The following is a 25,683-nucleotide window of genomic DNA, read 5'->3' on the forward strand; positions in this document are numbered from 1 at the left end:
AGTGGGAGAAGTGCACGAAGGGGCCCGCATCGAATCGGCGAGAACTGCCGAACGGTGCGCGGCGGCCCAGCTCGGCGGCGCCCGGTTCTCAACCGTGCCGCGGCGGATACTCCTGCGGGTACGGCTGCGGATACCCGGGCGGGTACGGGCCGGGCGGGTACGGGCCGGGCGGGGCGTTCAGGTAGCCCTCGTACGGGCCCGAGCCGTAGTCCGGCGGCGGCAGGAACGCCGGCCGGCCGGGCTGCGGCGCGCCGAACGGCGGCGGCGCGGGCGGCCCGTGCGGACCCGCGCCCGGCCCCGGCGGCGGCCCCGCCATCACCATCGCCGGGTGCGGCACCGGCTCCTGGACGGGCAGGCCCAGCCGGCGCAGGCGGCGGGCGCGGCGCTCGGCCAGCCGCCACTGCTCGCGGTGCCGCCGCTCCGCCAGCACGGCCGACAGCATGATCTCCGGGCGGACGCCCGGCGGCGGGGGCGGGCTGACGACCGCCGCGACCTCCCCCGCGATCCGGTCGCCGAGCGAGTCGCGGACGTCCGTCCGCAGCTCCCAGAACCGCGACAGGTACTGGCGCGCGGTCATCGCCAGCTCGTCGGAGAGCATCGACAGCTCCAGCGTGCGCGCCCACGGGATCAGGTGCGCGGGCATGACGGCGACCGGCCGGTACAGGCCGGACCCGGAGCGCTCCTGGATGACGACCGTGCCCGCGAACATGTCGCCGAGCCGCTTGCCCCGCCGGTTGCACAGCGACGCGATGAGGGCGGGCGAGCCGAAGAGCATCCGGAACTCGACGAACCCCGCGAGGGCCCGCACGAGCGCCTGGCGGAACCGGATCGGGCCGCCGTCGTCGCCGACGGCCCGCAGCCGCAGCGCCATCTTGCCGAGCGTGCGGCCGCGCGTCATCGTCTCCATCACGCACGGGTAGCCGACCAGCACGAGCACGGTGGCCAGCAGCGTCAGCCCGATCGCCCAGGCTTCGTCCGCGACCAGCGAGACCATGCCGGCGAACGTGAGCGCGACGTAGAGGAGCGCGGCCTGCAGCACCATGTCGATCAGCAGGGCGCAGCCGCGGCTGGCCAGCCGCGCCACCCGGATGTCGAGCGCGACGGCCTCGCCGGTGACGAGTTGGCCCATGTGCCGATCCTCCAATGCAGGGGGTCTGGTCTATTTTGCCGGTTCGGCGGGGAGACGCGTTACTCTCCCCGGGTGGACGTCGACGCCTATGTGGCCGCGCACAACCCCGACTGGAACCGCCTCGAGCAGCTCATCAACCGCGGACGGAAGCTGACCGGTGCGGAGGCGGACGAGCTCGTCGAGCTCTACCAGCGCACGGCGACGCACCTGTCGGTCGTCCGGTCCAGCTCGCCCGACCCGGAGCTGGTGGGACGGCTGTCGTCGCTCGTGGCGCGGGGCAGGGCCGCCGTGGCGGGCGCCCAGGCGCCGATGTGGCGGGACGTCTCGCGGTTCGCCACCGTGACGTTCCCGGCCGTCGCCTACCGGCTGCGGTGGTGGTGGCTGGGCAACGCGGTGCTGGGCAACCTGCTCGCCCTCGCGCTCGCGATCTGGGTGGTGCAGAACCCCGAGGTGCAGGCGTCCGTGGGGGCGCCCGAGGAGATCCGCCGGCTCGTCGAAGAGGACTTCGCGAACTACTACACCGAGCATTCCGCGGGCTCCTTCGCGTTCCAGGTGTGGATCAACAACGCCTGGGTGTCCGCAGTGGCGATCATCTTCGGGATCCTGCTGGGGATACCGACCGTGTACGTCCTGCTGCTGAACCAGGCGAACCTGGGGCTCACGGCCGGGCTGATGTTCGCCCACGGCAAGGGCGACATCTTCTTCGGGCTGATCCTGCCGCACGGCCTGCTCGAACTGACCGCCGTGTACCTGGCGGTCGCTGGCGGGCTGAAACTGGGCTGGACGATCATCGATCCCGGGCGGCGCACCCGCGGGCAGGCCCTCGCCGAGGAGGGCCGGGCGGCCGTGAGCATCGCCATCGGGCTCGTCGCGGTCCTCTTCGTCTCGGGGCTCATCGAGGGGTTCGTCACCGGCTGGGTGCACGTCACCTGGCTGCGGGTCGGGATCGGCGTGGTCGCCGAGCTCACGTTCCTCACGTACGTGATCGTCCTCGGCCGCCGCGCGACCCGGAAGGGCGAGACGGGCGACGCCGAGCTGCGCCCCGACCTCGCGCCCGTCGCGGGCTGACCGGCGCGGCGAGCCGCCCGCAGAGCCGCGGACGCGCCCGGGCCGCCCGGGCGGGGCCACGGCGGCCACGGAGCCGCGCGGGGTCGTCTCAGAGCCGTCCGGCGGCCTTGAGGGCCAGGTAGGCGTCCGCGAGGGCGGGCGCGATCTCCTCGGGCGGCGCGTCCACGACCTCCACGCCGTGCCCGCGCAGCTCCGCGGTGAGCCGGCGGCGCTCCGCGCGCGCCCGCTCCGCGGCGGCCGCGTCGTACACCGCCGCGAGGTCGCCGCGCCCGGCGGCCATCTCCCCGATCCGCGGGTCCGACACCGCCGCGATCATGATCAGGTGCCGGGCGGTGAGCTGCGGCAGCAGCGGCAGCAGGCCCTCCTCGATCGCCGCCGTGTTCAGCTCCGTGAGCAGCACGACCAGGCAGCGCTGCCGCACCCGGGCCAGCAGCGTCGAGGTCATCCCGGCGGCGTCCAGCTCGATCAGCTCGGGCTCCAGCGGCGCCAGCGCGTGCACCATCGCGGGCAGCAGGTCCGTGCGGGACGCGCCCTCCACGCGGGCGCGGACCCGCCGGTCGTAGGCCAGCAGGTCGACGCGGTCGCCCGCCCGGGACGCCAGCGCGCCCAGCAGCAGCGCCGCGTCCATCGAGCAGTCCAGCCGCGGGATGTCGCCGACGCGCCCCGCCGACGTCCGTCCCGTGTCGAGCACCAGGTAGATGCGCCGGTCCCGCTCCGGCCGCCACGTCCGGACGACCACGTCGGCGCGGCGCGCGGTGGCCCGCCAGTCGATCGAGCGGACGTCGTCGCCGTCCACGTACTCGCGCAGCGAGTCGAACTCGGTGCCCTGCCCCCGGATCTGCGCGACGTGCGCGCCGGTCAGCTCCCGCAGCCGCGCCAGCTTCGCGGGCAGGTGGCGGCGCGACGGGAACGCGGGCAGCGCCCGGACCGTCCACGGCGCCCGCCGCGACAGCTGCCGCGCGGCCAGCCCCAGCGGCCCCACCGACCGCACCACGACCGTCACGGCCGCCCGGTCGCCGCGCCGGGTCGGCGTCAGCGTGAGCTCCACGCGGCGCCGCTCCCCGGCCGGGACGTCCACGTCGGCGGTGCGCGGCGTCGCCCCGGCGCTCGGCGGCCACACGTCCCGCAGCCGCGCCTTCAGCCGCCGCCTGCCGAGGTTCTCCACCGTCAGCGTCACCCGCGCCGACTCGCCCAGCCGCACCCGCGTGTCGCCCGACCGGTGGAACCGCAGCGCCCGCACGTTCCCCGCCAGCGCGAGGTCGGCGACCACGCCGAGCAGCAGGACGCCCCACAGCGCGAACAGCGTCCACCAGCTCGGCAGCAGGATCGGGACGAGCGCGCCGAGCAGCGCCAGCAGCCCCAGCCGTCCGGTCAGCGCCATCAGCGCGGCGCGGGGACGTGGGCGAGGATGCCCTCCAGCACGCCGTCCGTGGTCGCGCCCTCCAGCTCGGCCTCGGGGCGCAGCGCCACGCGGTGCCGCAGCGTCGGGCGGGCGAGCGCCTTCACGTCGTCCGGCGTCACGTAGTCGCGGCCCGACAGCCACGCCCATGCGCGGGACGTCGCCAGCAGCGCCGTCGCGCCGCGCGGCGACACCCCGAGCTGCAGGGACGGGGACTGGCGGGTGGCGCGGCACAGGTCCACCACGTACGCGGCGACCTTGGGGTCGAGGTGGACGGCCCGCGTCGCGGCGCGTCCCGCGGCCAGTTCGTCCGCGCCCGCGACCGGCCGGACCTCCGAAAGGTCGCGCGGGTCGAACCCGGACGCGTGCCGCTGAAGCATCGCGATCTCCTCGTCCCGCGTGGGGACGGGCACGGTCAGCTTGACGAGGAACCGGTCGAGCTGGGCCTCGGGCAGGGGATACGTGCCCTCGTACTCGATGGGGTTCTGCGTCGCGCAAACGACGAACGGGTCGGGCAGGGGGCGCGCGGAGCCCTCCACCGAGACCTGCCGTTCCTCCATGGCCTCCAGAAGGGACGCCTGGGTCTTGGGCGGGGTCCGGTTGATCTCGTCGGCGAGCAGCAGGTTCGTGAAGACCGGCCCTTCGCGGAACTCGAACTCCGCGGTCCGGTTGTCGTAGACGAGCGAGCCCGTCACGTCGCCCGGCATCAGGTCGGGGGTGAACTGCACGCGCTTGAACCCCAGGTCGAGCGCACGCGACAGGGTCTTGATGAGCAGGGTCTTCGCGGTGCCCGGGACGCCCTCCAGCAGCACGTGCCCCCGGCACAGCAGCGCGATCACCAGGCCCGTCACCACGGCGTCCTGCCCGACGACGGTCTTGGCGACCTCGCCGCGCAGCGCCGCCAGCGCGGCGCGGGCCGTCTCGGCCTGCCGCAGCGTCTCCTCGGAGAGCCGGGCGGCGCCGGGCGACGCGCCGCCCCACGTCCCCGGCTCGGCGCCCGGCCCGTACCCGGACCCTTCGCCGGGGCCTTGGCCCTTTCCGAGTTCAACAGGGTGGTTCACGACTCGCGTACCTGCCTTTCCAGGTCGTCGAGGACGTCGGTGAGGGCCAGCAGCCCGGCGTCGTCCACGGGTTCAGGACCGTACAGGGCGCCGCCCACGGCCGCCTCCTCGCGGGAGGTGCGCTGCGCGACGGCCGCGACGATCTGCTGTGCGGCGGCCGGGTCCTGCGCGGCCGACCGCGGCAGCCCCAGCAGCGGGACGATCCGTTCGCGGGCCCCCGCCCGCAGCGCGTCCGCCGCCCGGTCGCGGGCGCGGCTCGCACGGTACAGCCGGGCGCGGCCCTCGACCGTCTCGGCGGAGCGCACCACGACCGGCAGCGCCTCCGCCACGACCGGGCCGAGCCGCCTCGCCCGCCACAGCGCGACCAGCAGCACCGCGACGATCAGCTCGAGGAAGAACAGTTTCACCCCGAACGGGACCAGGTCGGCCAGCGACTTCCCGCCCGCCGCCGTGCCGGGCTCGGGAAGCTCGGGCATCAGCCACACGGTGTGGTCGCCGGGCCCCGCCAGGTTCATGCCGAGCGCCGCGTTCCCGGCGTCCTCCAGGCTCTCGTTGACGAACGGGGCCGTCGAACCGATCACGGTGACCGTCCGGCCCGACTCCCGAAGCTGCACCAAGCGGGCGCCGTCCTCCTGCCCGTAACAGGACACCGCGCCGCCCGGGGGCGTGTAGAGGATCGACTCACCGAACGAGACCGGGCCCGCGCGGTTCGCGGCGTCGAGCGGGCAGCCCGGGACGTCCACGCCGGAGAACACGCTCACCGACGTGCCGACGCCGGGCGCCAGCTCGCGCAGCGCGTACCTCGTGGGCTGGACGAGCACGAGGTTCACCGGGAAGCGGCGGAGGTCCGCCAGGTCCCGGTCGGTGAGCCGTTCGGAGTGCGTCACCACCATCGTGGCGCCGGGGCCGGATGCGGCCATCGCCTCGGGCGCGCCGCGGGCCACGTCCACCCGCGTGCCGTTCTGCTCCAGCAGCGCGGCGAGCGCGCGGCTGCCCTCCGGCCGCGGCGACGCCGGATCGAGCGTCGCCGCCGACGTCGACGGGCGCAGCGCGGCCAGGATCACCGCGATCACCGCCATCGCGAGGAGGGCCGCCAGGACGCCGCGGGACGCGCGCCAGCGGCGTCCCGCGACCTGCCGCGCGGACGGCTCGGCGGTCCCCGCGCCCGCGCCCGTCCCGGCGGGCGGCGCCTGCGTCACCATCGCGGCCCTCCGTCCTCGTCGGACCGCCCGGCCGGGACGAGGCCGTCCGCCTCCAGCGGCGCCGGACGGGCCGCGCGCAACCGGTCGTCCAGGTCCTTCACCTGCGCGTACCCGTCGGCGGTGCCGGGACGGTCGCCGTACCAGACGTCGTCGAAGATCCGCACGGCGGTGCGCAGCGCGTCCGCCAGCTCGGGCACCGCGGCGCCCGCCTCGCCCGCCAGCTCGTCGGCGGTGCGGCCCGGCCGCGGCCCGAGCACCGCCCGTTCCTCCAGGTCGCGCGCGACCGCGCGGAGCCGCTCCCGGATCGCCTCGGCCCACTGCCCGGCCGCCGCGTGCCGCTCGGCCGCGTCCCGGTGGTCGAGCGCCGTCGCGGGCCGCTCGTCGTCCAGCAGCGCCCCGCGCCGCGAACGCGGGTTGCCGCGCCCCCACATCAGCCACGCGACCAGCGCGATCGCGACGGCCAGCACCAGCACGATCACCACGATCGACAGCAGCCCGTTGCCGCCGCCCTGCGGCTGACCGCCGCCCGGCGCCTGGTTGAGCACCTCGCGCAGCCAGTCCAGGAAGTCGTTCCACCACCGTTCCAGGAACGACGGCTCCTCCCGCTGGTAGATCTGCTTGTCGAGCTCGCGGCGGGCCATTTCCCGGGCCTGCTCGCGGTCGACCGGATCGAGCGGCACCGAGCCGAACAACAAGGAACCGGACATCAGACGGCAGCCCCCGTTCCGTCAGTGGGACGCCACAGAGCGATGAAGCGTTCTCGTTCGCTTTCCTCTGCCTCGACGTCCTCCGTGCCCTGGGCACCGTCCGAGGCCGGGGCGTGCGGCGCCGCCTCCCTGGACGCCGAGCCCATGGACTCCGAGCCCCTGGACGACGTCTGCCGCAGGCGCACCTCCAGGTCGAACCCCTCCCGGCGCATCCGCTGGTCCATGTAGAGCATCGCGATGACGCCCGCGTCGAACGGCAGCACGACCGACCAGGCCACGATCCGTCCCGCCGTGTCGACGGCCAGTGCCGCCACGGCGTCGCTGCCGTCCCCGAAGAAGGCCAACTGGACCACCAGGAACGGGATCCGCAAGGCGAACAGTCCCATGAACACGGTCACCAGCAGGGTCAGCACGAGCGCACCGCACAACCGCCACCAGCGGCCCTTGGTGAGCGCCCGCGCGCGCTTGAACGCGCCCCCCACGGTGCGCCGCTCCAGGACGACCGCAGGCACCGCCTGCACGAACAACACGTACAGCCACACCATCAGCCCGAACCCCACGGAGAACCCGAGGACCGCGGCCCCCGCGACCGCCGCGGGATGCGCCCCGGCCGCCGCCAGCACGACGAACGGGGCGACCGGCAGCGCGAACGCGAGCAGCGACGCGCCCATCACGAGCGCCGACGTCCCCGCCAGCCGGCCCAGCACCGGACGGGCGTCGCGCATCGCCCGCCGCGGCGGGACCGGCACCCCCAGCAGCTCCCGGCCCAGCAGCGGCGCCAGCAGGCCCGCCAGCAGCAGGATCCCGAACCCCGACAGCACCAGCAGCAGCCCGTTCAGCGTCGCCTGCGCCCCGAACGAGCTCAGCAGCACGTCCGGCGTCACCTCGTCGCGGGCCTCGTCCCCGATGAAGAAGTACGCGGCGACCGACCCGGCCACCTGGATCACCGACGCCACCGCCGCCGACATCCCCAGCACCGCGCGGGGGCGGCGCCGGATCCCGGCGATCACACCGTCCAGCAGCTCCGAGATCGACATGGGGCGGAACGGGACGGTCTCCTCCACGGCGACGTCCCGGCCGTCCGGTCCCGGCATGGCGGCTCCCTGCGATCTCTGCGGCGTTCCCCGGCGATCTTCCCGATCCGTCCCGCGCTTCCTGCGGCGGCCGCCGGCCGGCGCCCGCGGGACGGGACCCGCGCGCCCGCCGGGTGCGTCCACCGCGTGCGTCCGGTCAGGTCATCCTGTCATGGCCGCAATGCCGGGTTCACCGTCATCGCCCGTCCCGGACGGCGATCCGCCGCGCGACACGCGGAACGGAGTGATGGAAACCGCCGCTTCCGGCCGTTCCCGCCCCGGTTTCGGGGTCTCCCTTGACAAACCCGGCACTGTATAAAGAGCGCATAAGGCGGTGCCCCGCCGCGACGAGGGGGCGGCGCCGGGCGCCGGACGCGCGGCCACCCGGCTCGGGGGAGTCATGTACGAGGCAAACGCAGGTAACCTGGCACGCCAAGGCATATCTCTCCGCGGCCAGGTGGTAAAGCGGAGCGTCGCACCACTCCACCGAACCCCGACTTTGCGATGAGGGCCATGAGAGGACGTGTACTGGTCGTCGACGACGACCTCGCGCTCGCCGAGATGCTCGGCATCGTGCTGCGAGGCGAGGGCTTCGAGCCCTCCTTCGTGCACGACGGCGACAAGGCGCTCGAGGCGTTCCGGGAGACCCGCCCCGACCTCGTGCTGCTCGACCTGATGCTGCCCGGCGCCGACGGCATCGACGTCTGCCGCCAGATCCGCGCCGAGTCGGGCATCCCGATCGTCATGCTGACCGCCAAGAGCGACACCGTGGACGTCGTCCTCGGACTCGAATCGGGCGCCGACGACTACATCGTCAAGCCGTTCAAGCCGAAGGAGCTGGTCGCGCGCGTACGCGCGCGCCTGCGGCGCACCGACGAACCCGCCCCCGAGACCCTGCAGATCGGCGACATCACCATCGACGTCGCCGGGCACTCGGTCAAGCGCGGCGACCAGCACATCCCCCTCACCCCGCTCGAGTTCGACCTCCTCGTCGCCCTGGCCCGCAAGCCGCGCCAGGTCTTCACCCGCGAGGTCCTCCTCGAACAGGTCTGGGGCTACCGGCACGCCGCCGACACCCGCCTGGTCAACGTGCACGTCCAGCGACTCCGCGCCAAGATCGAGAAGGATCCCGAGCGCCCGGAGATCGTCGTGACCGTGCGCGGCGTCGGCTACAAAGCGGGCCCCGCCTGAAGCACCGCCGGTTCCACCCCCCGCCGGCCCGATCCCTCCGGTGACACGACGATGACCCTTCGTTCGCCCGGCCCCCCGTCCGGCCTGCGGAACCGCACCGCGCGACGCCCCGCGGACTCCTCATGAACGTCTCGATGAGGAGCGCGGGGCGGTTCGGGCGGCGAGTCCTGCGCGCCGTCCGGCGGCTCCTGCGCGGCGCCGTCCGGCAGGCGTACACCCGCTGGCGCCGCTCCATCCAGGTGCGGATCGTCACCTCCACCCTGGTCATCTCCGGCGTCGTCGTGGTGATCCTCGGCGCGTTCCTGATGCAGCAGGTGTCGTCCGCGCTGATGGACAGCAAGGTCAAGGCCGCCCGCCTCCAGCTCGACGAGGGCCTCGCCCAGGTACAGCGCGACCTGGGCAACAGCTCCGGCAGCGGCAGCAGGCTGAACGCCACCATCGACCGGCTCCGGTCGAGCAGCGGCCCGTCCGGCCTGTACGAGGTGTACATCCGCGACACGAACGAGCAGTACTTCGACGGGTACGCCACCAACGAGCTGCGCGAGGCGAGCGTCCCGAGACGCCTCCGCGAGGAGATCGCGAACGCCCCCGCCGGCACCCGCGCCTACACGTACGGCGAACTGTCGTACATCGGCGACCGTCCGTCCGAACGCGGCCTCATCGTCGGGGGACGCACCGGGCAGTTCGAGCTGTACTACCTGTTCTCCCTCGAGCAGGAACAGGAGACCCTCACCACCGTCGAACGCTCCCTGGTGGGCGTGGGAATCGTCCTCGTCCTCCTCCTCGCCGCGATCGCGTCCCTGGTGACGCGCCAGGTCGTCATCCCCGTCCGGCTCGCCGCGCAGGGCGCGCAGCGCCTCGCCGCCGGACGCCTCGAGGAGCGCATGCGGGTCCGCGGCGAGGACGACCTCGCCCGGCTCGGCCGCTCGTTCAACGAGATGGCCGAGAACCTGCAGGAGAAGATCCGCGAACTCGAAGACCTCTCGCAGGTCCAGCGCCAGTTCGTCTCCGACGTCTCGCACGAGCTGCGCACCCCGCTCACCACCATCCGCATCGCCGCCGACATGCTCTACGAGAACCGCGACACCTTCGGCGACGCGGCCGTCGGCCGCTCCGCCGAACTCCTGCAGAGCCAGCTCGAACGGTTCGAGGCCCTCCTCGCCGACCTCCTCGAGATCAGCAGGCACGACGCCGGCGCCGCCACCCTCGACGCCGAGTCGCTCGACATGCGCGACCTCGTGCTCCGCACCGTCGGCGACATCCAGGGCCTCGCCGAGCGCAAGGGCAGCAAGGTCGTCCTCCAACTGCCCGGCGAACCCTGCATGGCCGAGGTGGACCGCCGCAGGGTCGAACGCATCCTGCGGAACCTGCTGGTCAACGCCGTCGAGCACGGCGAAGGCGAGGACATCGTCGTGTCCGCCGCCACCGACCGCGACGCCGTCGCCGTGGCCGTCCGCGACCACGGCGTCGGCCTCAAACCCGGCGAGGGCCAGATGGTCTTCGACCGGTTCTGGCGCGCCGACCCCGCCCGCGCCCGCACCACCGGCGGGACCGGCCTCGGCCTGTCCATCTCCCGCGAGGACGCCCAGCTCCACGGCGGCTGGCTCCAGGCGTGGGGCGAACCCGGCCACGGCTCCCAGTTCCGCCTGTCCCTGCCCCGCGTCGCCGGAGCCGAACTGCGCGGTTCCCCGCTCCCGCTCGTCCCGCCCGGTGCGGGCGACTCCCGACCCGTCTTCGCGGAACTGGAGGCCGAATGAACCGCCGGCTCGGTACCGCCCTCCTGTGCGCCGCCGTCCTGCTCGGCGGCACCGGCTGCGCCGGCGTGCCCAGCGGCGGCCAGGTCGTCACCGGCCAGCCCGCCGAACGCGCCGAACGCGTCGACGACCCGTACGTCCGGCTCGTCCCCGTCGCCCCCCACCCCGAATGGGGCCCCGCCGAGATCGTCTCCGGCTTCCTCGCCGCGTCCGCGAGCTTCGACGACGACCACCGCGTCGCCAAGCAGTACCTCAGCGCCAAGTCGCGCTGGGAGCCCGGCCCCCGCCCCTTCGTCACCGTCCTGGCGGACCGGATCCTCGCACCCCAGGTCGTCCGGGCCCAGAACGGGCAGGCGACCGTCCGGGTCACCGGCGAGCAGCTCGGCACCATCACCTCCGACGGCCAGTACACCGCCGCCCCCAAGGACCTCGACGTCACCTTCGAGCTCGCCCGGACCCCGCAGGGGAGCTGGCGGATCACCGGCCTGCCCGGCGGCGACAAGGCCGGCCTGATCCTCACCAAGGACGACGTCGAGCGCTCCATGCGCACCGTCAACCTGTACTTCTTCGCGCCCGACCGGCGCACGCTCGTCCCCAACGGGATCTTCCTGCCGGTCGTGAACCGCCAGACGCTCCCCACCCAGCTCGTCCGGGCGCTCCTCAGCGGCCCGACGTCCTGGCTGAACGGCGCCGTCCGCAGCGCCTTCCCGGACGGCACCCAGTTGCGCGGCCCCGTCGCGATCGACAACGACGTCGCGACCGTCGACCTCACCGTCGCTGCCCGCCACGGGGACATCGAACGCATGTCCGCCCAGCTCGGCTGGACCCTCCGCCAGCTCTCCGAGATCCAGCGCTGGCGGCTGCGGATCGGCGGCGAGACCGTCACCGCCGACGGCATGGACACCACCCAGTCCGTCTACGCCTGGCCGGAGAACTCGCCCGACGGCCCCGACTCCAAGGGCCACCAGAACGCGTACATGGTCGGCGAGAACGGCGCCCTCGGCACGTTCCGCGGCGACCGCGCCCACCCCGTCGCCACCGGCGGCGCCGGCAACCTGTCCCGGCCCGCCGTCTCGCCCGACTACGGGGAGATCGCCGGGCTCAGCCGGGACCACGACCAGGTCGTCGTCGCGGGCCCGGTCTCCAACGCCGCCGTGTCCCGCGTCCTGCTGAACGCCCGCGACGGCGCCCGCTTCACCGCGCCGTCCTGGAGCCCCGACGGCACCCTGTGGACGGTGGAGAGCACGTCCGAGGGTTCCGCCCTCTGGGTGCGCGGCCCCGGCCGGCCGCCCGTCCGCGCCGCCCACTGGGGCCTGAGCGGCCGCGAGGTCCTCGCCTTCCAGGTCGCCCGCGACGGCGTCCGCGCCGCCGTCATCGTCCGCATCGACGGCCGCCCCCAGATCCAGGTGGGCCGCATCGCCCACGCCCCGGACGGCACCCTGGACGTCGGGGCGTTCCTCCCCGTCAGCTCCGAACTGCAGGACGCCGTCGACATCGCCTGGCGCGACTACGGCACCCTCGCCGTCCTCGGCCGCGCCAAGCGCGACTCCCAGACGCTCCCGTACCTGATGCCGGTGAGCGGCAGCGCCATCACCCCCCTCGGCGTCGGCTCCCTCGGCGAACCCGAGACGATCACCGCCGCCCCGGGCGCGCCCGTCCTCATCGGCACCCGCTCCGGGACCGGCCAGAAGATCTGCCGCCAGCGGTCCCCCTCGCAGACCTACAGCGAGTGGATCTGCCCGGTCCCCGGCCGCGACCCCTACTACCCGCGCTGAGTTATCCACAGGCCGAGGTTTCTCCGCCGTCCCCGCGGCCCGCCGGGCATCGTCGGTCCCATGAACCTGCTGACGGCGATCCTCGACCTCGTCCTCCCCGAGAACTGCGCGGGCTGCGGCCGCCCGTCCGTCCTCCTCTGCCCCGTCTGCGCCCTGCCCCTGCAGGCCCCGGCCGTCCGAGGCCCCGCCCTCGCGGGCGTCCCGCGCCCCTGCACGGTCGCGCACTACCAGGGGCCCGTGAAGGCCGTCCTGTCCGCCTACAAGGAGCACGGCCGCGCCCGGCTGGCCGCCCCTTTGGGTGAGGCCCTGGCAACCGCCATCCGAGCCGCCCTCCAAGCCCCAAGAAAACCGACCCGCCCCCACAACGGCCCGTCCCTCACCACCCAGCCAAACCAGCCCCCACCCCGCACCACACCACCGCCCCCCAAGCCTCCCGCCGCCGACGCCGCACCCCCGGAACCCGACGCTCACCGTCGCGAGCCCGGGACGCGCGCATCAGAGGCGGCCGTGGACGGGCCGGACGCACGTGGGGCCAGGGCTCCGCCGTCCGTAGTGGGCGGCGCAAGGAGGAGGTCGGCGGAGGTGGCGGGAGTGGCGGACATGGGCGAGGTGTGGGTGGTGTGGGTGCCTTCGGGACGGGCGGCGCGGCGCCGGCGGGGGCGGGACGTGACGGGCGAGGTGGTGCGGGTGGCGGTACGGCGGCTCCGGGCGGAGGGCATCGCGGTCACCGCGGTGGACGCGCTGCGGCAGCGGCGGCGGGTGGCCGATCAGGCGGGGCTGACGGCGGCGCGGCGGGCGGCCAACCTGCGGGGCGCCATCGAGGTGCGGGCGCCCGTGGCCGGGCGGCGCGTCGTCCTCGTGGACGACGTGGTGACCACCGGGGCGTCGCTCACCGAGGCGGCGCGGGCCCTGCGCGCGGCGGGAGCCGAGGTGGTGGGCACCGCCACGGTGGCGATGACGCCGCGCCGATGGGGATGAACGGTGACTTTCTTCACGTATCCCCAAAGGTTCGACAGGTTGTTACTCAACGTGGTCGGCCTTCGCGGCCCTTGGCGGCGCCTCCGGCACCGCGCACGTGCAGCCCGACGAAGGGAGTAGATCTTGCGCAAACTCACCTGTGGGTCAGGGCGATCTGACCTGCGGGGGAGCCGGGCGCGCGAGCCCCGTGCCCAGGGGGCATCACGGCATGTGGAGGGCCCGCGGGACGTCGCTGCGGCGATCATCGATGACGGACCGTGAGTTTTTCCTCGCCTCACCCCCCTGACATTCGAGGCGTAAGGGGTTAGCGTTCCTGACATGGCACCCGCCCGGGTCCGTGGTTGCGTCGGATCGCAGCGTTCCTCGGGAACGCGGCAGACGATCCGGCTAGCCGATGCCAGGCGCAGGCGAAACGGCCCACGTAAGGCGACTTCTCGTCGACCGATCACGGTGCGCCTTAGAGGTAAGTCCTGCCCCGTCGGGGGATCCGACATCCCCCGAACCGGGAGAAGGGCAGTAGTGGCGAGAGCGCCGCGAGCCCCTCAGCAGGCGGATGTGGGGACGAAGACCAGGTCGGCCGGGCGGGTGCGACCCACCGTGCTGTGGCGCCCGAACCGGGGACGTCAGGGCCCCGGTCAAGGCGGAGAACGCAACCGGGAGAAGGGGGGAGTCCCGCGTGGACATCACCGTGAGGGGCCGGCACACCGACGTAGGCGAGAGGTTCCGTCGGCACGTCGACGGCAAGCTGGCCAAGATCGAGCGGCTCAACCAGAAGGTCATCCGCGTGGATGTGGAGGTCTCTGAGGAGCACAACCCGCGTCTCGCCGACCAGCGCGAGCGAGTCGAGCTGACGATCCGCTCCCGGGGCCCGGTGATCCGGGCCGAGGCGGCGGCCGACGACCGCTACGGCGCGTTCGATCTGGCGCTGGACAAGCTGGAGTCGAGGCTCCGCCGCGGCGCCGAGCGCCGCAAGAGCCACGGCGGCAGGGCGCGGGCGAAGCTCGCGACGATGGAACCGATCCCGGAGCCGCCGCTCCCGGCGCCGGAACCGCCGCCGCGCGCGGCCCGGGCGGCGCACACGGCCGTCCAGGAGCGGCCCGACCCCGAGACCGCGGTATCGACGGACGAGAACATCGTCCCGATCCCGATGGAGGGCGACGGGCCCGTCGTCGTGCGGGAGAAGTTCCACACGGCCGAGCCGATGGGCATCGAGCAGGCGCTGTTCGAGATGGAGCTCGTCGGGCACGACTTCTACCTGTACCGGGACAAGGCCACCGGCCACCCCTCGGTCGTCTACCGGAGAAGAGGCTGGGACTACGGAGTGATCAGGCTCGTCGAAGAGTGATCGGATGCTCGCCGACCGTCCGAACCATGTCATGATCTGAAAAGGCGTACAGCCGTTCCGCGGGCGCGGTGGTCCGGGACGGCGGGCGCGGCGCAGCCGTCGCCCGCCCGTCCGGGCCACCGTCCCGCGTCGGAGCCCGGAGGCGCGCCGCGCCCCGCCGGGAACCTCCCCGGGGCCCGCGGCAGTTCTCCGGGAGACACCCGACCGAAATCCCCCGGATCCGTCTTCGGACCCCTTAGGTTCCCGAGGACGACACAAACGCAGATTCGATCGGAGGCGACCGCAACGGCTCGATCCCGGGAGCAGACCCGGCCCCTCCGGGTCCGCCCGACCGTCCGGACACCGCCGCGCGGTGCGCCCGGGCACCGAGCGACAGAACCCGAGACCGCCCCGGGGAGGCCCGGGCACCGTACTTTCACCGGGGGCGACCCCGGACCCCGCACGGTTCCGGGACCCGGAACCGACCCTCCGGTAATCCCAGATCACCCAAAGTGAAAGGGGGAAGCGGCGTCTCCTCCACGCCGCGACTCAGGTGAGCGAGAATCCCGAGGCTCGCAGCTCCGCGGCGGCACCCCGTCGGGCCGGCGCCGGCGCGACCCCTGCCGACCGGGAGGCGGCGCAGCCGGCCGAGTCGGCCGACCCGATCCGCGTGCTCATCGTCGACGACCACGCGCTGTTCCGCCGCGGTCTGGAAATGGTCCTCCAGGAAGAGGACGACATCGAGGTCATCGGCGAGGGCGGCGACGGGCACGAGGCCGTCGAGATGGCCGGCGACCTGCTGCCCGACGTCGTCCTGATGGACATCCGGATGCCCCGCCGCAGCGGCATCGAGGCGTGCACCGCGATCAAGGACGCCGCGCCGAGCGCGAAGATCGTCATGTTGACGATCAGCGACGAGGAGGAGGACCTCTTCGAGGCGATCAAGGCGGGGGCGACCGGCTACCTCCTCAAGGAGATCTCCATCGACGAGGTGCCGCAGGCCGTCCGCGCCGTGCACGGCGGGCAGTCGCTGATCAGCCCGTCCATGGCGTCCAAGCTCATCACCGAGTTCGCGTCCCTCGCCAAACGCAGCGAGGAACGCACCCAGCAGGTTCCCGCCCCCAAGCTCACCGACCGCGAGATGGAGGTCCTGCGCCTGGTCGCCCGGGGCCTCGGCAACCGGGAGATCGCCCGCGAGCTCTTCATCTCCGAGAACACGGTCAAGAACCACGTCCGCAACATCCTGGAGAAGCTGCAACTGCACTCCCGGATGGAGGCCGTCGTCTACGCCGTCCGTGAAAAGCTCCTGGAAATAACCTGATCGCCGCCCGCACGGTGTGGGCGCTCCGCCCCGTCCGTGCGGGAGGGCGCCGGCCGGGCCGGCGCATCGCCCGTCGAGCCGCGGGCTCCGGCCGGGCGGCGCCGATCCGCGCCGTCCCGGAAGACGGTGGCCCGGGCCGGTAGGACCGGCGCGGCCCGGGGCGGGAGTCGAGGTTGCCGGTGGGCTCGTCGGGTGGCCCGGGCCGGTAGGGCCGGCGCGGTCCGGGGGACCGCGTGCCTGCAGGAGGACCCGGCCGGACGGAGCCACCCGGGGCGACCGGTAAACGAGGTTTGTCGGTGTCGTGGCGTAGCATCGCGGGCGTGATGGAGCTCAGCGCGGACGAGGCGAGACGGCTGCAGTTGCGCGCCCAGGGGTTGCTGGGCGCGCGCGGGAAGGGCGGGGTGCCCGCGGTGCTGCGGCGGCTCGGCGCCGTCCAGCTCGACACGATCTCGGTGCTCGCGAGGTCGCACGAGCTGGTGCCGTACGCGCGCCTCGGCGCGGTCGGGCGCGGCCCGGTCGAGGCGGCGTTCTGGGGCAACGGGACGCCGGTGGCGTTCGAGTACTGGGCGCACGCGGCGTCGATCCTGCCGCTGGACGACTGGCCGCTGTTCGCGTTCCGGCGCCGCGCCTACGCGCGCCGCGGCTGGCGCTGGCACAGGGTGCCGGAGGGCGTGACGGACGTCGTGCGGGAGCGGCTCCGGACGGACGGGCCGCTCACCACCCGGGAGCTCGGCGGCGCCAAGGCGAGCGCCGAATGGTGGGACTGGAGCGACCAGAAGATCGGCATCGAGTGGCTGCTGGACGTCGGCGAGGTCGTCTGCGTGCGGCGGGTCGGGTGGCGCCGGGTGTACGACCTCGCGGAACGGGCCGTCCCCGCGGACCTGCTCGCCCGCGACCTCGACGACGACGCGTGCCTGACCGAGCTCGTGCGGCGGGCCGGACGGGCGCTCGGGGTGGCGACGCGTGCGGATCTCGCGGACTACTACCGGGTCCGGCAGGACGAGGTCGAGCGCGTCATCGAGGGTACCGGGCTCGTCCCCGTCGAGGTGGCCGGCTGGAACCGGCGCGCGTGGGCCAACCCGGAGGCGCTGGACGCCCCGGCGCGGGGGCGGCACGTCACGACGCTGCTGTCGCCGTTCGACTCGCTGGTGTGGGACCGGGCGCGGACGTCTCGCGTGTTCGGGTTCGACCACCGGCTGGAGGCGTACGTGCCGAAGGCCGAGCGGGTGCACGGCTACTTCACGATGCCGCTGCTCGCCGGGGGGCGCCTCATCGGCCGCGTCGACCCCGCCCGCGAGGGCCGCACCCTGGTCGCCCGGCAGGCGTCGTTCGAACCGTGGGCGGTCCGGACCGCCGCGCGGGCGGAGGCGTCGGCCGCGGCGCTCGCGACCGCCCTGTGGCGCGCCGCCGAGTGGGTGGGCTGCGACGACGTGCGGGTGGAGCGGATCGACGCCGACCCGGCCCTCGTCGCCGCCGCGCTGGCCGCCGAGCGCCCCTGACCGGACGGCCCGGCCCCCGGCCGGGTGGGCCGGGGGCCGGGCCTGGGGCCGCGGTGCCGGGAAGAATCAGCCGTGCGGGGTTTGTTGTGGGTCGGTGGCGACGGGACGGTCGAGGGCCTCGCCCCGAGGGCCGCCGCGGCGCTTGTCGCTGCGGGAGCCGAAGAGCGAGTAGTCGACGATCTCGGGGATCACCCGCGGGGCGTCGACGACGACGTCCGCGAACAGGTGCACGAAGCCGCTGACGATCATTCCCAGGACGATGATGCCGACGCCGATCCAGAACATGATCCAGGCGGGGCCGATGCACAGGGCCACGCCGCCGACGACGAAACCGGCGAAGATGATCGACACGGCCAGCCAGGAGCCGGGGCGTCCGGCGTGCGTACCGCTGGCCTCTTCGGACATGGGGGCCTCCCTCCGTCGTGTGAAAGATCCTCTCCGTGACCCGGAGGATCAAACAGGGCGCAACGATTGCGCCGCGGGAGTGAGCTAGACCATTCTGGGTCTCGCCTACGATGGGCATCGTACGAGTGGTGTGCGTGCCGCCGGGAGCGGTCAACCACGATCTGCAAGGAGCCTTCGAGAGTGCCGCCAGTCATCGACAAGATCCTTCGTGCGGGCGAGGGAAAAACCCTGCGCAAGCTCAAGAAGCTCGCGGATCAGGTCAACTCGATCGAGGAGGACTTCCTCGATATGAGCGACGCCGAGTTGCGCGAGCTGACCGACAAGTACCGGGAACGCATCGCCGACGGCGAGAGTCTGGACGGCCTGCTCCCCGAGGCGTTCGCGACCGCGCGTGAGGCAGCCAAGCGGGTGCTGGGGCAGCGGCACTACGACGTCCAGCTGATGGGCGGGGCCGCGCTGCACCTGGGCAACATCGCCGAGATGAAGACCGGCGAGGGCAAGACCCTGACGTGCGTGCTCCCCGCGTACCTGAACGCGCTCGACGGCAAGGGCGTTCACGTGGTCACGGTGAACGACTACCTGGCCAAGCGGGACGCCGAGTGGATGGGGCGCGTGCACCAGTTCCTGGGGCTCGAGGTCGGTGTCATCCTCCCGCAGATGACGCCGGACGAGCGCCGGGCGGCGTACAACGCCGACATCACCTACGGGACGAACAACGAGTTCGGCTTCGACTACCTGCGCGACAACATGGCGTGGAGCCTGGACGAGTGCGTCCAGCGCGGCCACAACTTCGCCATCGTCGACGAGGTCGACTCGATCCTGATCGACGAGGCCCGGACCCCGCTGATCATCTCGGGTCCGGCGGAGCAGAACTCCAAGTGGTACGCGGAGTTCGCGAAGATCGTCCCGCGGCTGAAGCGGGCCGAGCTGATCAGCACCGCCGGGCAGGTCGACGAGTACGGCCCGGGCGACTACGAGGTGAACGAGAAGAAGCGCACGGTCGGCATCACCGAGTCGGGCGTCGAGAAGGTCGAGGACTACCTCGGCATCGACAACCTGTACGACTCGGTGAACACGCCGCTGGTGAGCTTCCTGAACAACGCGCTGAAGGCCAAGGAGCTGTACAAGCGCGACAAGGACTACGTCGTCATGAACGGCGAGGTCCTGATCGTGGACGAGTTCACCGGCCGGATCCTGCACGGCCGCCGGTACAACGAGGGCATGCACCAGGCCATCGAGGCCAAGGAGGGCGTGTCCATCAAGGACGAGAACCAGACGCTCGCCACGATCACCCTGCAGAACTACTTCCGCCTCTACGACAAGCTGTCCGGGATGACCGGCACCGCCGAGACCGAGGCGGCGGAGTTCAACAAGACCTACAAGATCGGCGTCGTGCCGATCCCGACGAACAAGCCGATGATCCGCGAGGACGTCGCCGACGTCGTCTACAAGACCGAGCAGGCCAAGTTCGAGGCCGTGGTCGACGACATCGCGGAGCGGCACGAGAAGGGCCAGCCGGTCCTGGTCGGCACCACGTCGGTGGACAAGTCGGAGCGGCTGAGCAAGATGCTCAAGCGGCGCGGCATCCCGCACCAGGTGCTGAACGCCAAGCACCACGAGCAGGAGTCCGCGATCGTCGCGGAGGCGGGCCGCAAGGGCAGCGTCACCGTCGCGACGAACATGGCGGGCCGCGGCACCGACATCATGCTCGGCGGGAACCCCGACTTCCGCGCCGACCTGGAGCTGCACCAGCGGGGCCTGTCGCCGCTGGAGACGCCGGAAGAGTACGAGACGGCGTGGCCGGAGGCGCTCGAGAAGGCCAAGGAGGCCGTCAAGGGCGAGCACGAGGAGGTCGTCGAGGCGGGCGGCCTGTACGTGCTGGCGACCGAGCGGCACGAGTCGCGGCGGATCGACAACCAGCTGCGCGGCCGGTCCGGCCGGCAGGGCGACCCGGGCGAGTCCCGGTTCTACCTGTCGCTCGAGGACGACCTGATGCGGCTGTTCAACTCGGCCCGCGTCGAGGCGATCATGACGCGGCTGAACATCCCGGACGACGTCCCGATCGAGTCGAAGATCGTGACGAACGCGATCAAGTCGGCGCAGAGCCAGGTCGAGCAGCAGAACTTCGAGATGCGCAAGAACGTCTTGAAGTACGACGAGGTGCTGAACCGGCAGCGCAAGGTCATCTACGCCGAGCGCCGCAAGGTGCTGGAGGGCGAGGACCTGCAGGAGCAGGTCCGCCGGATGATCGACGAGGTCGTCGGGGGCTACGTCGCGGGCGCGACCGGCGAGGGCTTCGCCGAGGAGTGGGACCTCGAGAAGCTCTGGAAGGCGTTCAAGCAGCTCTACCCGGTCTCGATGACGGTCGACGAGCTGGTCGAGGACGCCGCGGGCGGCGACATCTCGAACCTGGACGCGGAGACGCTCGCGGAGAAGATCCGCGAGGACGCGCAGAAGGCGTACGAGAAGCGCGAGGAGGCGCTCGGCTCCGAGGTCATGCGGGAGCTGGAGCGCCGCGTCGTCCTGTCGGTGCTGGACCGCAAGTGGCGCGAGCACCTCTACGAGATGGACTACCTCCAGGAAGGCATCGGCCTGCGGGCCATGGCGCAGCGCGACCCGCTGGTCGAGTACCAGCGCGAGGGCTACGACATGTTCAACGCGATGCTGGACGGCATCAAGGAGGAGTCGGTCGGCTACCTGTTCAACCTCGAGGTCGAGGTGGAGGAGCAGCCGCAGGCCCCGAAGGTCGGCGCCGAGCCGGTGTCGGTGGCGAAGTCGGCCTCGGCGGACACCGCCGAGGACGAGGCCGCGGAGAAGGCCGGGGACGGCGCGAAGGACGACGGCGAGGCCGACGAGGCCCCGGCGATCGTCGCGAAGGGCCTCGGCGAGCCGGACCGCCCGAAGAAGCTGGAGTACTCGGCCCCGACCGTCGACGGTGAGGGCGGCGTCGAGACGCACAGCGAGGAGGCGGACGACCCGTACGCCGGTGTGGGGCGCAACGAGCCGTGCCCGTGCGGGTCCGGCAAGAAGTTCAAGCGCTGCCACGGCGACCCGCGCGCGAAGAAGTAGCGGAGCCGGCGCTCGCGCAGGCGGCCCCCGGGGGACACCTCGGGGGCCGTTCGCGTGTCCGGCCCTAGAACGCCGTGGTCTCGACGGCGGTGCAGCGCCACCGGCCGCGCAGGTGCTCCAGCCGCAGCGCCAGGGCGTGCACGCGGCCCGCGACGACGATGACGGCGCCGGTCTCGGCCGCCGTCGGCGCGGGACGCTGCAACCAGCTGGTGAGGACGCGCGGGGGGACGACGCGCCGTGCGGGCGGCGCCGCGCGGCGCGTGCCGAGGGCGTGGCACACCTCGGGGACGGCGATCAGCGAGAGCCGCGCGGGCGGCCGGGTCCCCGCGAGGGTCTCGGCGACCATCAGCAGCGCCGTGTCCGCGACCCTGCGCACCTCGGCCTCGGCGTCGTCGCCGGGCCGCACGATCCGCAGCGCGCCGTCGAGCGCCTGGGCGCCCGGGACGCGGGCGAGCGCGAGCGCGCCGTCCGTGCGCGGCGAGGCCCGGTGCCGGCCGATGCGGACGATCGTGGGCGCGTCCGGGCCGCGGCCGGTGCCGGGTCGGCGGTTCGGGATCGGGCGACGGCTCATCGGGACCTCCTGCTCGGGTGCTGCCGAGACAAAGAGGCGCCGGGCGCCCGCGGAAATACGGGCTGGCCGGATGCGGCCGATCACGTATCCGCCGCACCCGCGCGGCGTGCGTTGCGAGCTGGGTGCGTTGCGAGCCGGGTGCGTCACGGGCGGGGTGCGTCGCGGGCGGGCGGGGTGTACGCGAAGCGGCGGCGGGGCGCCCTGGGAGGGGGCGCTCCGCCGCCGCGGGGGCGAGTCCCGATGGGAGGTGCGGGAGCCGGGACTCAGCGGGGCCGGACGGCCGGTGGGGCGGCCGCCCGGGGATGGTTCAGCTGCTCGGCGGGGTGTCCCGCGACGAGCCGGAGTCGTCGCCCGCGCCGTCGCCGTCGCCGGACGAGCCGGTGGCATCGGACGAGCCGCTGGCGTCGGACGAGCCGCTGGCGTCGGACGAGCCGCTGGCATCGGACGAGCCGCTGGCGTCGGACGACGGGGCCTCCGCTTCGCGCGCCTTGCCCTTGCCCTTGCCCTTGCTCTTGCTCTTGGCGGCGACGCCCGCCATCTCCGGGTCCGCCCCCGGGTCGGCGGCGACCGACTCCATGTCGTCCGGCTCGCGGCCCGGCGTCGGGATGTTGAACCGCACGATCATGAATCTGAAGATGGCGTAGTAGAGGAAGAAGTACAGGACGCCCATCCCGATGATGAGCAGCAGTCCTTCGGTGTTGTCCTTCCGGGCGTTCAGCAGCATGTCGATGAGGCCGGCGGAGAAGCCGAACCCGAGCTGGGCTCCGGCGGCTTCGAGGATGGCCATCGAGATGCCGGTCAGGACGACGTGCACGCCGTAGAGCAGCGGCGCGACGAACATGAACGCGAACTCGATGGGCTCGGTGACGCCGGTGACGAACGCGGTGAGCGCGGCGGAGATCATGATGCCGCCGACCGCCGGGCGGCGGTGCTTGGGCGCGGCGTGCCACATGGCGAGGGCGGCGCCCGGGAGGCCGAACATCAGCACGGGGAAGAACCCGGCGAGGAAGCCGCCCGCGTCCGGGTCCCCGGCCAGGTACCGGTTGATCTCGCCGGTGGCGACGCCGCCGTCGGCCGTCTGGTACTCGCCGAACACGAACCAGATCAGCGAGTTCGGGATGTGGTGCAGGCCGAACGGCAGCAGGAGGCGGTTGATGACGCCGTAGATGCCGGCGCCCGCCGCGCCCGCGCCGGTGATCCAGTCGCCGAAGTCGGTGAGCCAGCCGCCGAGGACGGGCCAGACGAAGCCGATGACGACGCCGAGCACCAGCGCCGCGCCCGCGGTGACGATCGGGACGAACCGGCGGCCGCCGAAGAACGCGAGCCACGTCGGCAGCTTGATCCGGTAGAACCGCTGGTAGAGCAGGGCGGCGACGAGGCCGATGAGGATGCCCCCGAGGACCTGGGTCGGGTTCTTGGCGCCCCAGTCGATGGCCTGGGTCTCGGTGCCGTCGACCATCTTGGTGATGACGACGCTGCCCTGGAGTTCGTCGGTCTCCGCGAACATCACCTTGGTGACGCGGTCGAACACCAGGTAGCCGACCACCGCGGCGAGGGCGGTGGAGCCGTCGGACTTCTTGGCGAATCCGATCGCCACGCCGACGGCGAAGAGGATCGCGAGGTTGTCGAGCAGGGCGCCGCCCGCGGCGGCGAACACCTCGGCGACGCGGTTCCAGCCGAGCCCGTCCTCGCCGAGCATGTCGGCCTGGCCGAAGCGCAGCAGCAGCGCGGCGGCGGGAAGGACGGCGATCGGCAGCATGAGGCTGCGGCCGATGCGCTGGAGCACCGCCAGCACGCTCGACCCTCGGCGTGGCGCCGAGTCCACGGTTGTCGCTGTCATCGGGGGTTCCTCCTTGGGGGTTTAGGAGTGCGGCGGGGGGTTGCCGAGGGCCGTGTGGATCTGGTAGCGATCCGCTCTGTAGGTGGACACGCCCAGTTCGGCGCACACGCCTCCGGTGTAGGAGCGGCGTTGCAGCAGCAGCACGGCGCTGCCCTTGGAGATCTGCAGGTGCCTGGCGTCGGCGGCGTCGGCGAGGCCGGCGTCGATGGTCTGGTCGCCGGCGTCGAAGACGATCCCGTAAACGGCTTCGAGGACGCCGTACAGGGAGCGGTCGGCGAGCCGCCGGTCGAGCAGGTCGGGGGCGAGGGACGCGAGGATGTGGGCGCGTTCGAGGGCCATCGGCTCGCCGTCGGCGGTGCGGAGCCGCTCGATGACGTGGACGGGGGTGCCGGGCTCGACGTCGAAGACGCGGGCCAGGTGCGCGTCGGCGGGCACGGTGCGGCGGTCGAGGTCGACGGCGCCGGGGCGCAGGCCGCGGCTCAGCATGTCCTCGGTGAACGACACCAGCCGCAGCGGCATCTCGATCTTTGGCCGGGCGACGAACGTGCCCTTGCCGGGGACGCGGTAGAGGCGTCCCTCGGTGACGAGCTGGTCGACCCCCTGCCGGACGGTCATGCGGGACAGCTCGTACCGGGCGCACAGTTCGCGTTCCGAGGGGATGGGGGCGTCCACGGGCAGCTCCGCGCTCTCGATGAGGTCGAGGAGGATCGCGCGGAGCTGGAAGTACTTCGGGACGGGACTGTGCGGATCGATGGTCACGGGGGTCCTCGATGGCCGGAGCCGGATCGATGATCGTCGGGGTGTGCGGGTGCGCGTCGGTTTCGGACTGGTCTAGGCCGGACTAGACCACAAGGACGAAACGCATGTCAATGCACGAAAAGATAACGGGGCGATCACGAGGACGGCCCCGCAAGATCGACGTTCTTGCAGGTCAGCGGGCTCGCTTGGGCGGGGCGTCCGGTTTGGACTCCGGCGGCATGTCCTCTTCCGGCTCCCGTCCGGGCGTCGGCAGGTCGAACCGCCGGATCACGAAACTGAAGATCGCGTAGTAGAGGAAGAAGTACAGCACGCCCATCCCGACGACCAGCCACAGGTGCCGGGTGTTGCTCTTGGTCGCGTTGAGCAGCAGGTCGATGAGCCCGGCGGAGAAGCTGAACCCGAGCTGGGCGTCGAGGGCGGCGAGCACGCCCATCGAGATCCCGGTCAGCACCACGTGGATCGCGTACAGGACGGGCGCCACGAACATGAACGAGAACTCGATGGGCTCGGTGACGCCGGTGACGAACGCGGTGAGCGCCGCGGAGATCATGATGCCGCCGACGGCGGGACGGCGGTGCGGGGGCGCGGCCCGCCAGATGGCGAGGGCGGCGCCGGGGAGGCCGAACATGAGCACGGGGAAGAACCCGGCGAGGAACGACCCGGCGTCCGGGTCGCCCGCGAGGTACCGGTTGATCTCGCCGTGGACGACGTCGCCGCCCGGCTCCCGGTAGGTGCCGAAGACGAACCAGATCAGCGAGTTCAGGATGTGGTGCAGGCCGAACGGCAGCAGCAGGCGGTTCGCGACGCCGTACAGTCCGGCGCCGACGGCGCCCGCGCCGGTGAGCCAGTCGCCGAAGTCGTTGATCCAGCCGCCGAGGGTCGGCCACACGAACCCGAAGACGACGCCGAGGACGAGCGCCCCGGCCGCGCTGACGATCGGGACGAACCGGCGCCCGCCGAAGAACGCGAGCCACGCCGGGAGCTTCACCCGGTAGAACCGCTGGTAGAGCAGCGCGACCATGATCCCGACGACGATCCCGCCGAGGACCTGCGTCGGGTTCTGCAGCCCGTACGCGATGGTCTCCTCCAGCGACCCGTCCTCCTGCTGCACCCGCTGGACGACGGACGCGCGGAGCTCGTCGGTGTGCGCGAACATCACCTTCGAGACGCGGTCGAACACCAGGTAGGCGGCGACGGCGGCGAGGGCGGTGGAGCCGTCGGACTTCTTGGCGAATCCGATCGCCACGCCGACGGCGAAGAGGATCGCGAGGTTGTCGAGCAGGGCGCCGCCCGCGGCGGCGAACACCTCGGCGACGCGGTTCCAGGCGAGCCCGTCCTCGCCGAGCATGTCGGGCTGGCCGAGGCGGAGCAGGATGCCCGCGGCCGGCAGCACGGCGATGGGCAGCATGAGGCTGCGTCCGATGCGCTGCAGCACGCCGAACGCCGCCGACCAGGCGCGGCGCACTCCGCCGTCGCCGGAGCCGCCGTCGCCGGTCGCGGTTGCCGTACTCATGCGCCGATGACCTCCCCGAGCTGGGCCCGATGGGAGGAGTTCGGG

20 protein-coding genes are annotated in these 25,683 nt (G+C 73.0%); 9 read left to right on the top strand and 11 right to left on the bottom strand.

From position 1 onward, the window contains the following. Nucleotides 1-88 precede the first annotated feature (88 nt). On the bottom strand, nt 89-1,129 hold the full coding sequence (locus ACFQ11_RS23325; protein WP_378302058.1) for an RDD family protein: 1,041 nt from the start codon (nt 1,127-1,129) through the stop codon (nt 89-91). A gap of 72 nt (nt 1,130-1,201) precedes the next feature. On the opposite strand from ACFQ11_RS23325, the gene ACFQ11_RS23330 reads away from it, so the two are divergent. Next, complete coding sequence (locus ACFQ11_RS23330) at nt 1,202-2,197, top strand: stage II sporulation protein M (protein ID WP_378302060.1); 996 nt, start codon at nt 1,202-1,204, stop codon at nt 2,195-2,197. An 88-nt stretch (nt 2,198-2,285) separates the two neighbouring features. Here the strand turns inward: ACFQ11_RS23330 and ACFQ11_RS23335 are convergent, their stop codons facing one another. The 5 genes from ACFQ11_RS23335 to ACFQ11_RS23355 form a co-directional block, all read right to left on the bottom strand. Next, entirely contained in the window at nt 2,286-3,578 is a 1,293-nt protein-coding gene (locus ACFQ11_RS23335) for a DUF58 domain-containing protein (RefSeq protein ID WP_378302062.1), read from the bottom strand. Continuing rightward, nucleotides 3,578-4,531 (bottom strand): AAA family ATPase, encoded by a 954-nt coding sequence (locus ACFQ11_RS23340; RefSeq protein WP_378302107.1) that lies wholly within the window; start codon nt 4,529-4,531, stop codon nt 3,578-3,580. Before ACFQ11_RS23340 ends, ACFQ11_RS23335 begins: the two co-directional genes overlap by 1 nt. Before the next feature lie 122 nt (nt 4,532-4,653). Beyond that, nucleotides 4,654-5,859: a DUF4350 domain-containing protein gene (locus ACFQ11_RS23345; RefSeq protein WP_378302064.1), complete on the bottom strand. Its 1,206-nt coding sequence runs from the start codon at nt 5,857-5,859 to the stop codon at nt 4,654-4,656. Continuing rightward, nucleotides 5,853-6,566, bottom strand: a complete 714-nt coding sequence (locus ACFQ11_RS23350; protein ID WP_378302066.1) for a DUF4129 domain-containing protein — start codon at nt 6,564-6,566, stop codon at nt 5,853-5,855. The genes ACFQ11_RS23345 and ACFQ11_RS23350 overlap by 7 nt, the downstream gene beginning before the upstream one ends. Beyond that, entirely contained in the window at nt 6,566-7,660 is a 1,095-nt protein-coding gene (locus tag ACFQ11_RS23355; protein ID WP_378302068.1) for a hypothetical protein, read from the bottom strand. Before ACFQ11_RS23355 ends, ACFQ11_RS23350 begins: the two co-directional genes overlap by 1 nt. Before the next feature lie 492 nt (nt 7,661-8,152). On the opposite strand from ACFQ11_RS23355, the gene mtrA reads away from it, so the two are divergent. The 7 genes from mtrA to ACFQ11_RS23390 all read left to right on the top strand — a co-directional run bounded on the left by mtrA (nt 8,153) and on the right by ACFQ11_RS23390 (nt 17,481). After that, nucleotides 8,153-8,830 (top strand): MtrAB system response regulator MtrA, encoded by a 678-nt coding sequence (gene mtrA / locus ACFQ11_RS23360; protein WP_075896669.1) that lies wholly within the window; start codon nt 8,153-8,155, stop codon nt 8,828-8,830. A gap of 122 nt (nt 8,831-8,952) precedes the next feature. Next, nucleotides 8,953-10,587, top strand: a complete 1,635-nt coding sequence (gene mtrB / locus ACFQ11_RS23365) for an MtrAB system histidine kinase MtrB (RefSeq protein ID WP_378302071.1) — start codon at nt 8,953-8,955, stop codon at nt 10,585-10,587. Beyond that, nucleotides 10,584-12,359 carry an LpqB family beta-propeller domain-containing protein gene (locus tag ACFQ11_RS23370; RefSeq protein WP_378302073.1) on the top strand — a complete coding sequence of 592 codons (1,776 nt, stop codon included), beginning with the start codon at nt 10,584-10,586 and terminating at the stop codon, nt 12,357-12,359. Before mtrB ends, ACFQ11_RS23370 begins: the two co-directional genes overlap by 4 nt. A gap of 60 nt (nt 12,360-12,419) precedes the next feature. After that, complete coding sequence (locus tag ACFQ11_RS23375; RefSeq protein ID WP_378302075.1) at nt 12,420-13,337, top strand: ComF family protein; 918 nt, start codon at nt 12,420-12,422, stop codon at nt 13,335-13,337. Nucleotides 13,338-14,013: 676 nt separating this feature from the next. Next, entirely contained in the window at nt 14,014-14,682 is a 669-nt protein-coding gene (hpf, locus tag ACFQ11_RS23380; RefSeq protein ID WP_378302077.1) for a ribosome hibernation-promoting factor, HPF/YfiA family, read from the top strand. 649 nt (nt 14,683-15,331) lie between these two features. Then, nucleotides 15,332-15,982, top strand: coding sequence for a response regulator (locus ACFQ11_RS23385; protein ID WP_262401820.1), 651 nt, complete (start codon nt 15,332-15,334; stop codon nt 15,980-15,982). 323 nt (nt 15,983-16,305) lie between these two features. Continuing rightward, nucleotides 16,306-17,481 (top strand): winged helix-turn-helix domain-containing protein, encoded by a 1,176-nt coding sequence (locus tag ACFQ11_RS23390; protein ID WP_378302109.1) that lies wholly within the window; start codon nt 16,306-16,308, stop codon nt 17,479-17,481. Nucleotides 17,482-17,547: 66 nt separating this feature from the next. On the opposite strand, the gene ACFQ11_RS23395 is transcribed toward ACFQ11_RS23390, so the two are convergent. Beyond that, on the bottom strand, nt 17,548-17,886 hold the full coding sequence (locus ACFQ11_RS23395) for an HGxxPAAW family protein (protein ID WP_378302079.1): 339 nt from the start codon (nt 17,884-17,886) through the stop codon (nt 17,548-17,550). Nucleotides 17,887-18,066: 180 nt separating this feature from the next. On the opposite strand from ACFQ11_RS23395, the gene secA reads away from it, so the two are divergent. Further along, nucleotides 18,067-20,955: a preprotein translocase subunit SecA gene (gene secA, locus ACFQ11_RS23400; protein WP_378302081.1), complete on the top strand. Its 2,889-nt coding sequence runs from the start codon at nt 18,067-18,069 to the stop codon at nt 20,953-20,955. Nucleotides 20,956-21,019: 64 nt separating this feature from the next. Here secA and ACFQ11_RS23405 read toward each other — a convergent pair whose 3' ends face one another. From ACFQ11_RS23405 to ACFQ11_RS23420, 4 genes are all read right to left on the bottom strand, one after another. Continuing rightward, a complete protein-coding gene (locus ACFQ11_RS23405) occupies nt 21,020-21,526 on the bottom strand; it encodes an Rv3235 family protein (RefSeq protein WP_378302083.1) in 507 nt (168 codons plus the stop codon). Between the two features lie 307 nt (nt 21,527-21,833). Next, nucleotides 21,834-23,366 (bottom strand): PTS transporter subunit EIIC, encoded by a 1,533-nt coding sequence (locus tag ACFQ11_RS23410; protein ID WP_378302085.1) that lies wholly within the window; start codon nt 23,364-23,366, stop codon nt 21,834-21,836. A 21-nt stretch (nt 23,367-23,387) separates the two neighbouring features. Next, the gene (locus ACFQ11_RS23415) at nt 23,388-24,125 is read right to left on the bottom strand and encodes a GntR family transcriptional regulator (RefSeq protein WP_378302087.1); all 738 of its coding nucleotides are present in this window, start codon (nt 24,123-24,125) and stop codon (nt 23,388-23,390) included. Nucleotides 24,126-24,297: 172 nt separating this feature from the next. Further along, on the bottom strand, nt 24,298-25,638 hold the full coding sequence (locus ACFQ11_RS23420) for a PTS transporter subunit EIIC (RefSeq protein WP_378302089.1): 1,341 nt from the start codon (nt 25,636-25,638) through the stop codon (nt 24,298-24,300). Between the last annotated feature and the right edge of the window lie 45 nt (nt 25,639-25,683).

Source organism: Actinomadura sediminis, from assembly GCF_042675525.1.
Taxonomy (GTDB): Bacteria; Actinomycetota; Actinomycetes; order Streptosporangiales; family Streptosporangiaceae; genus Spirillospora; species Spirillospora sediminis.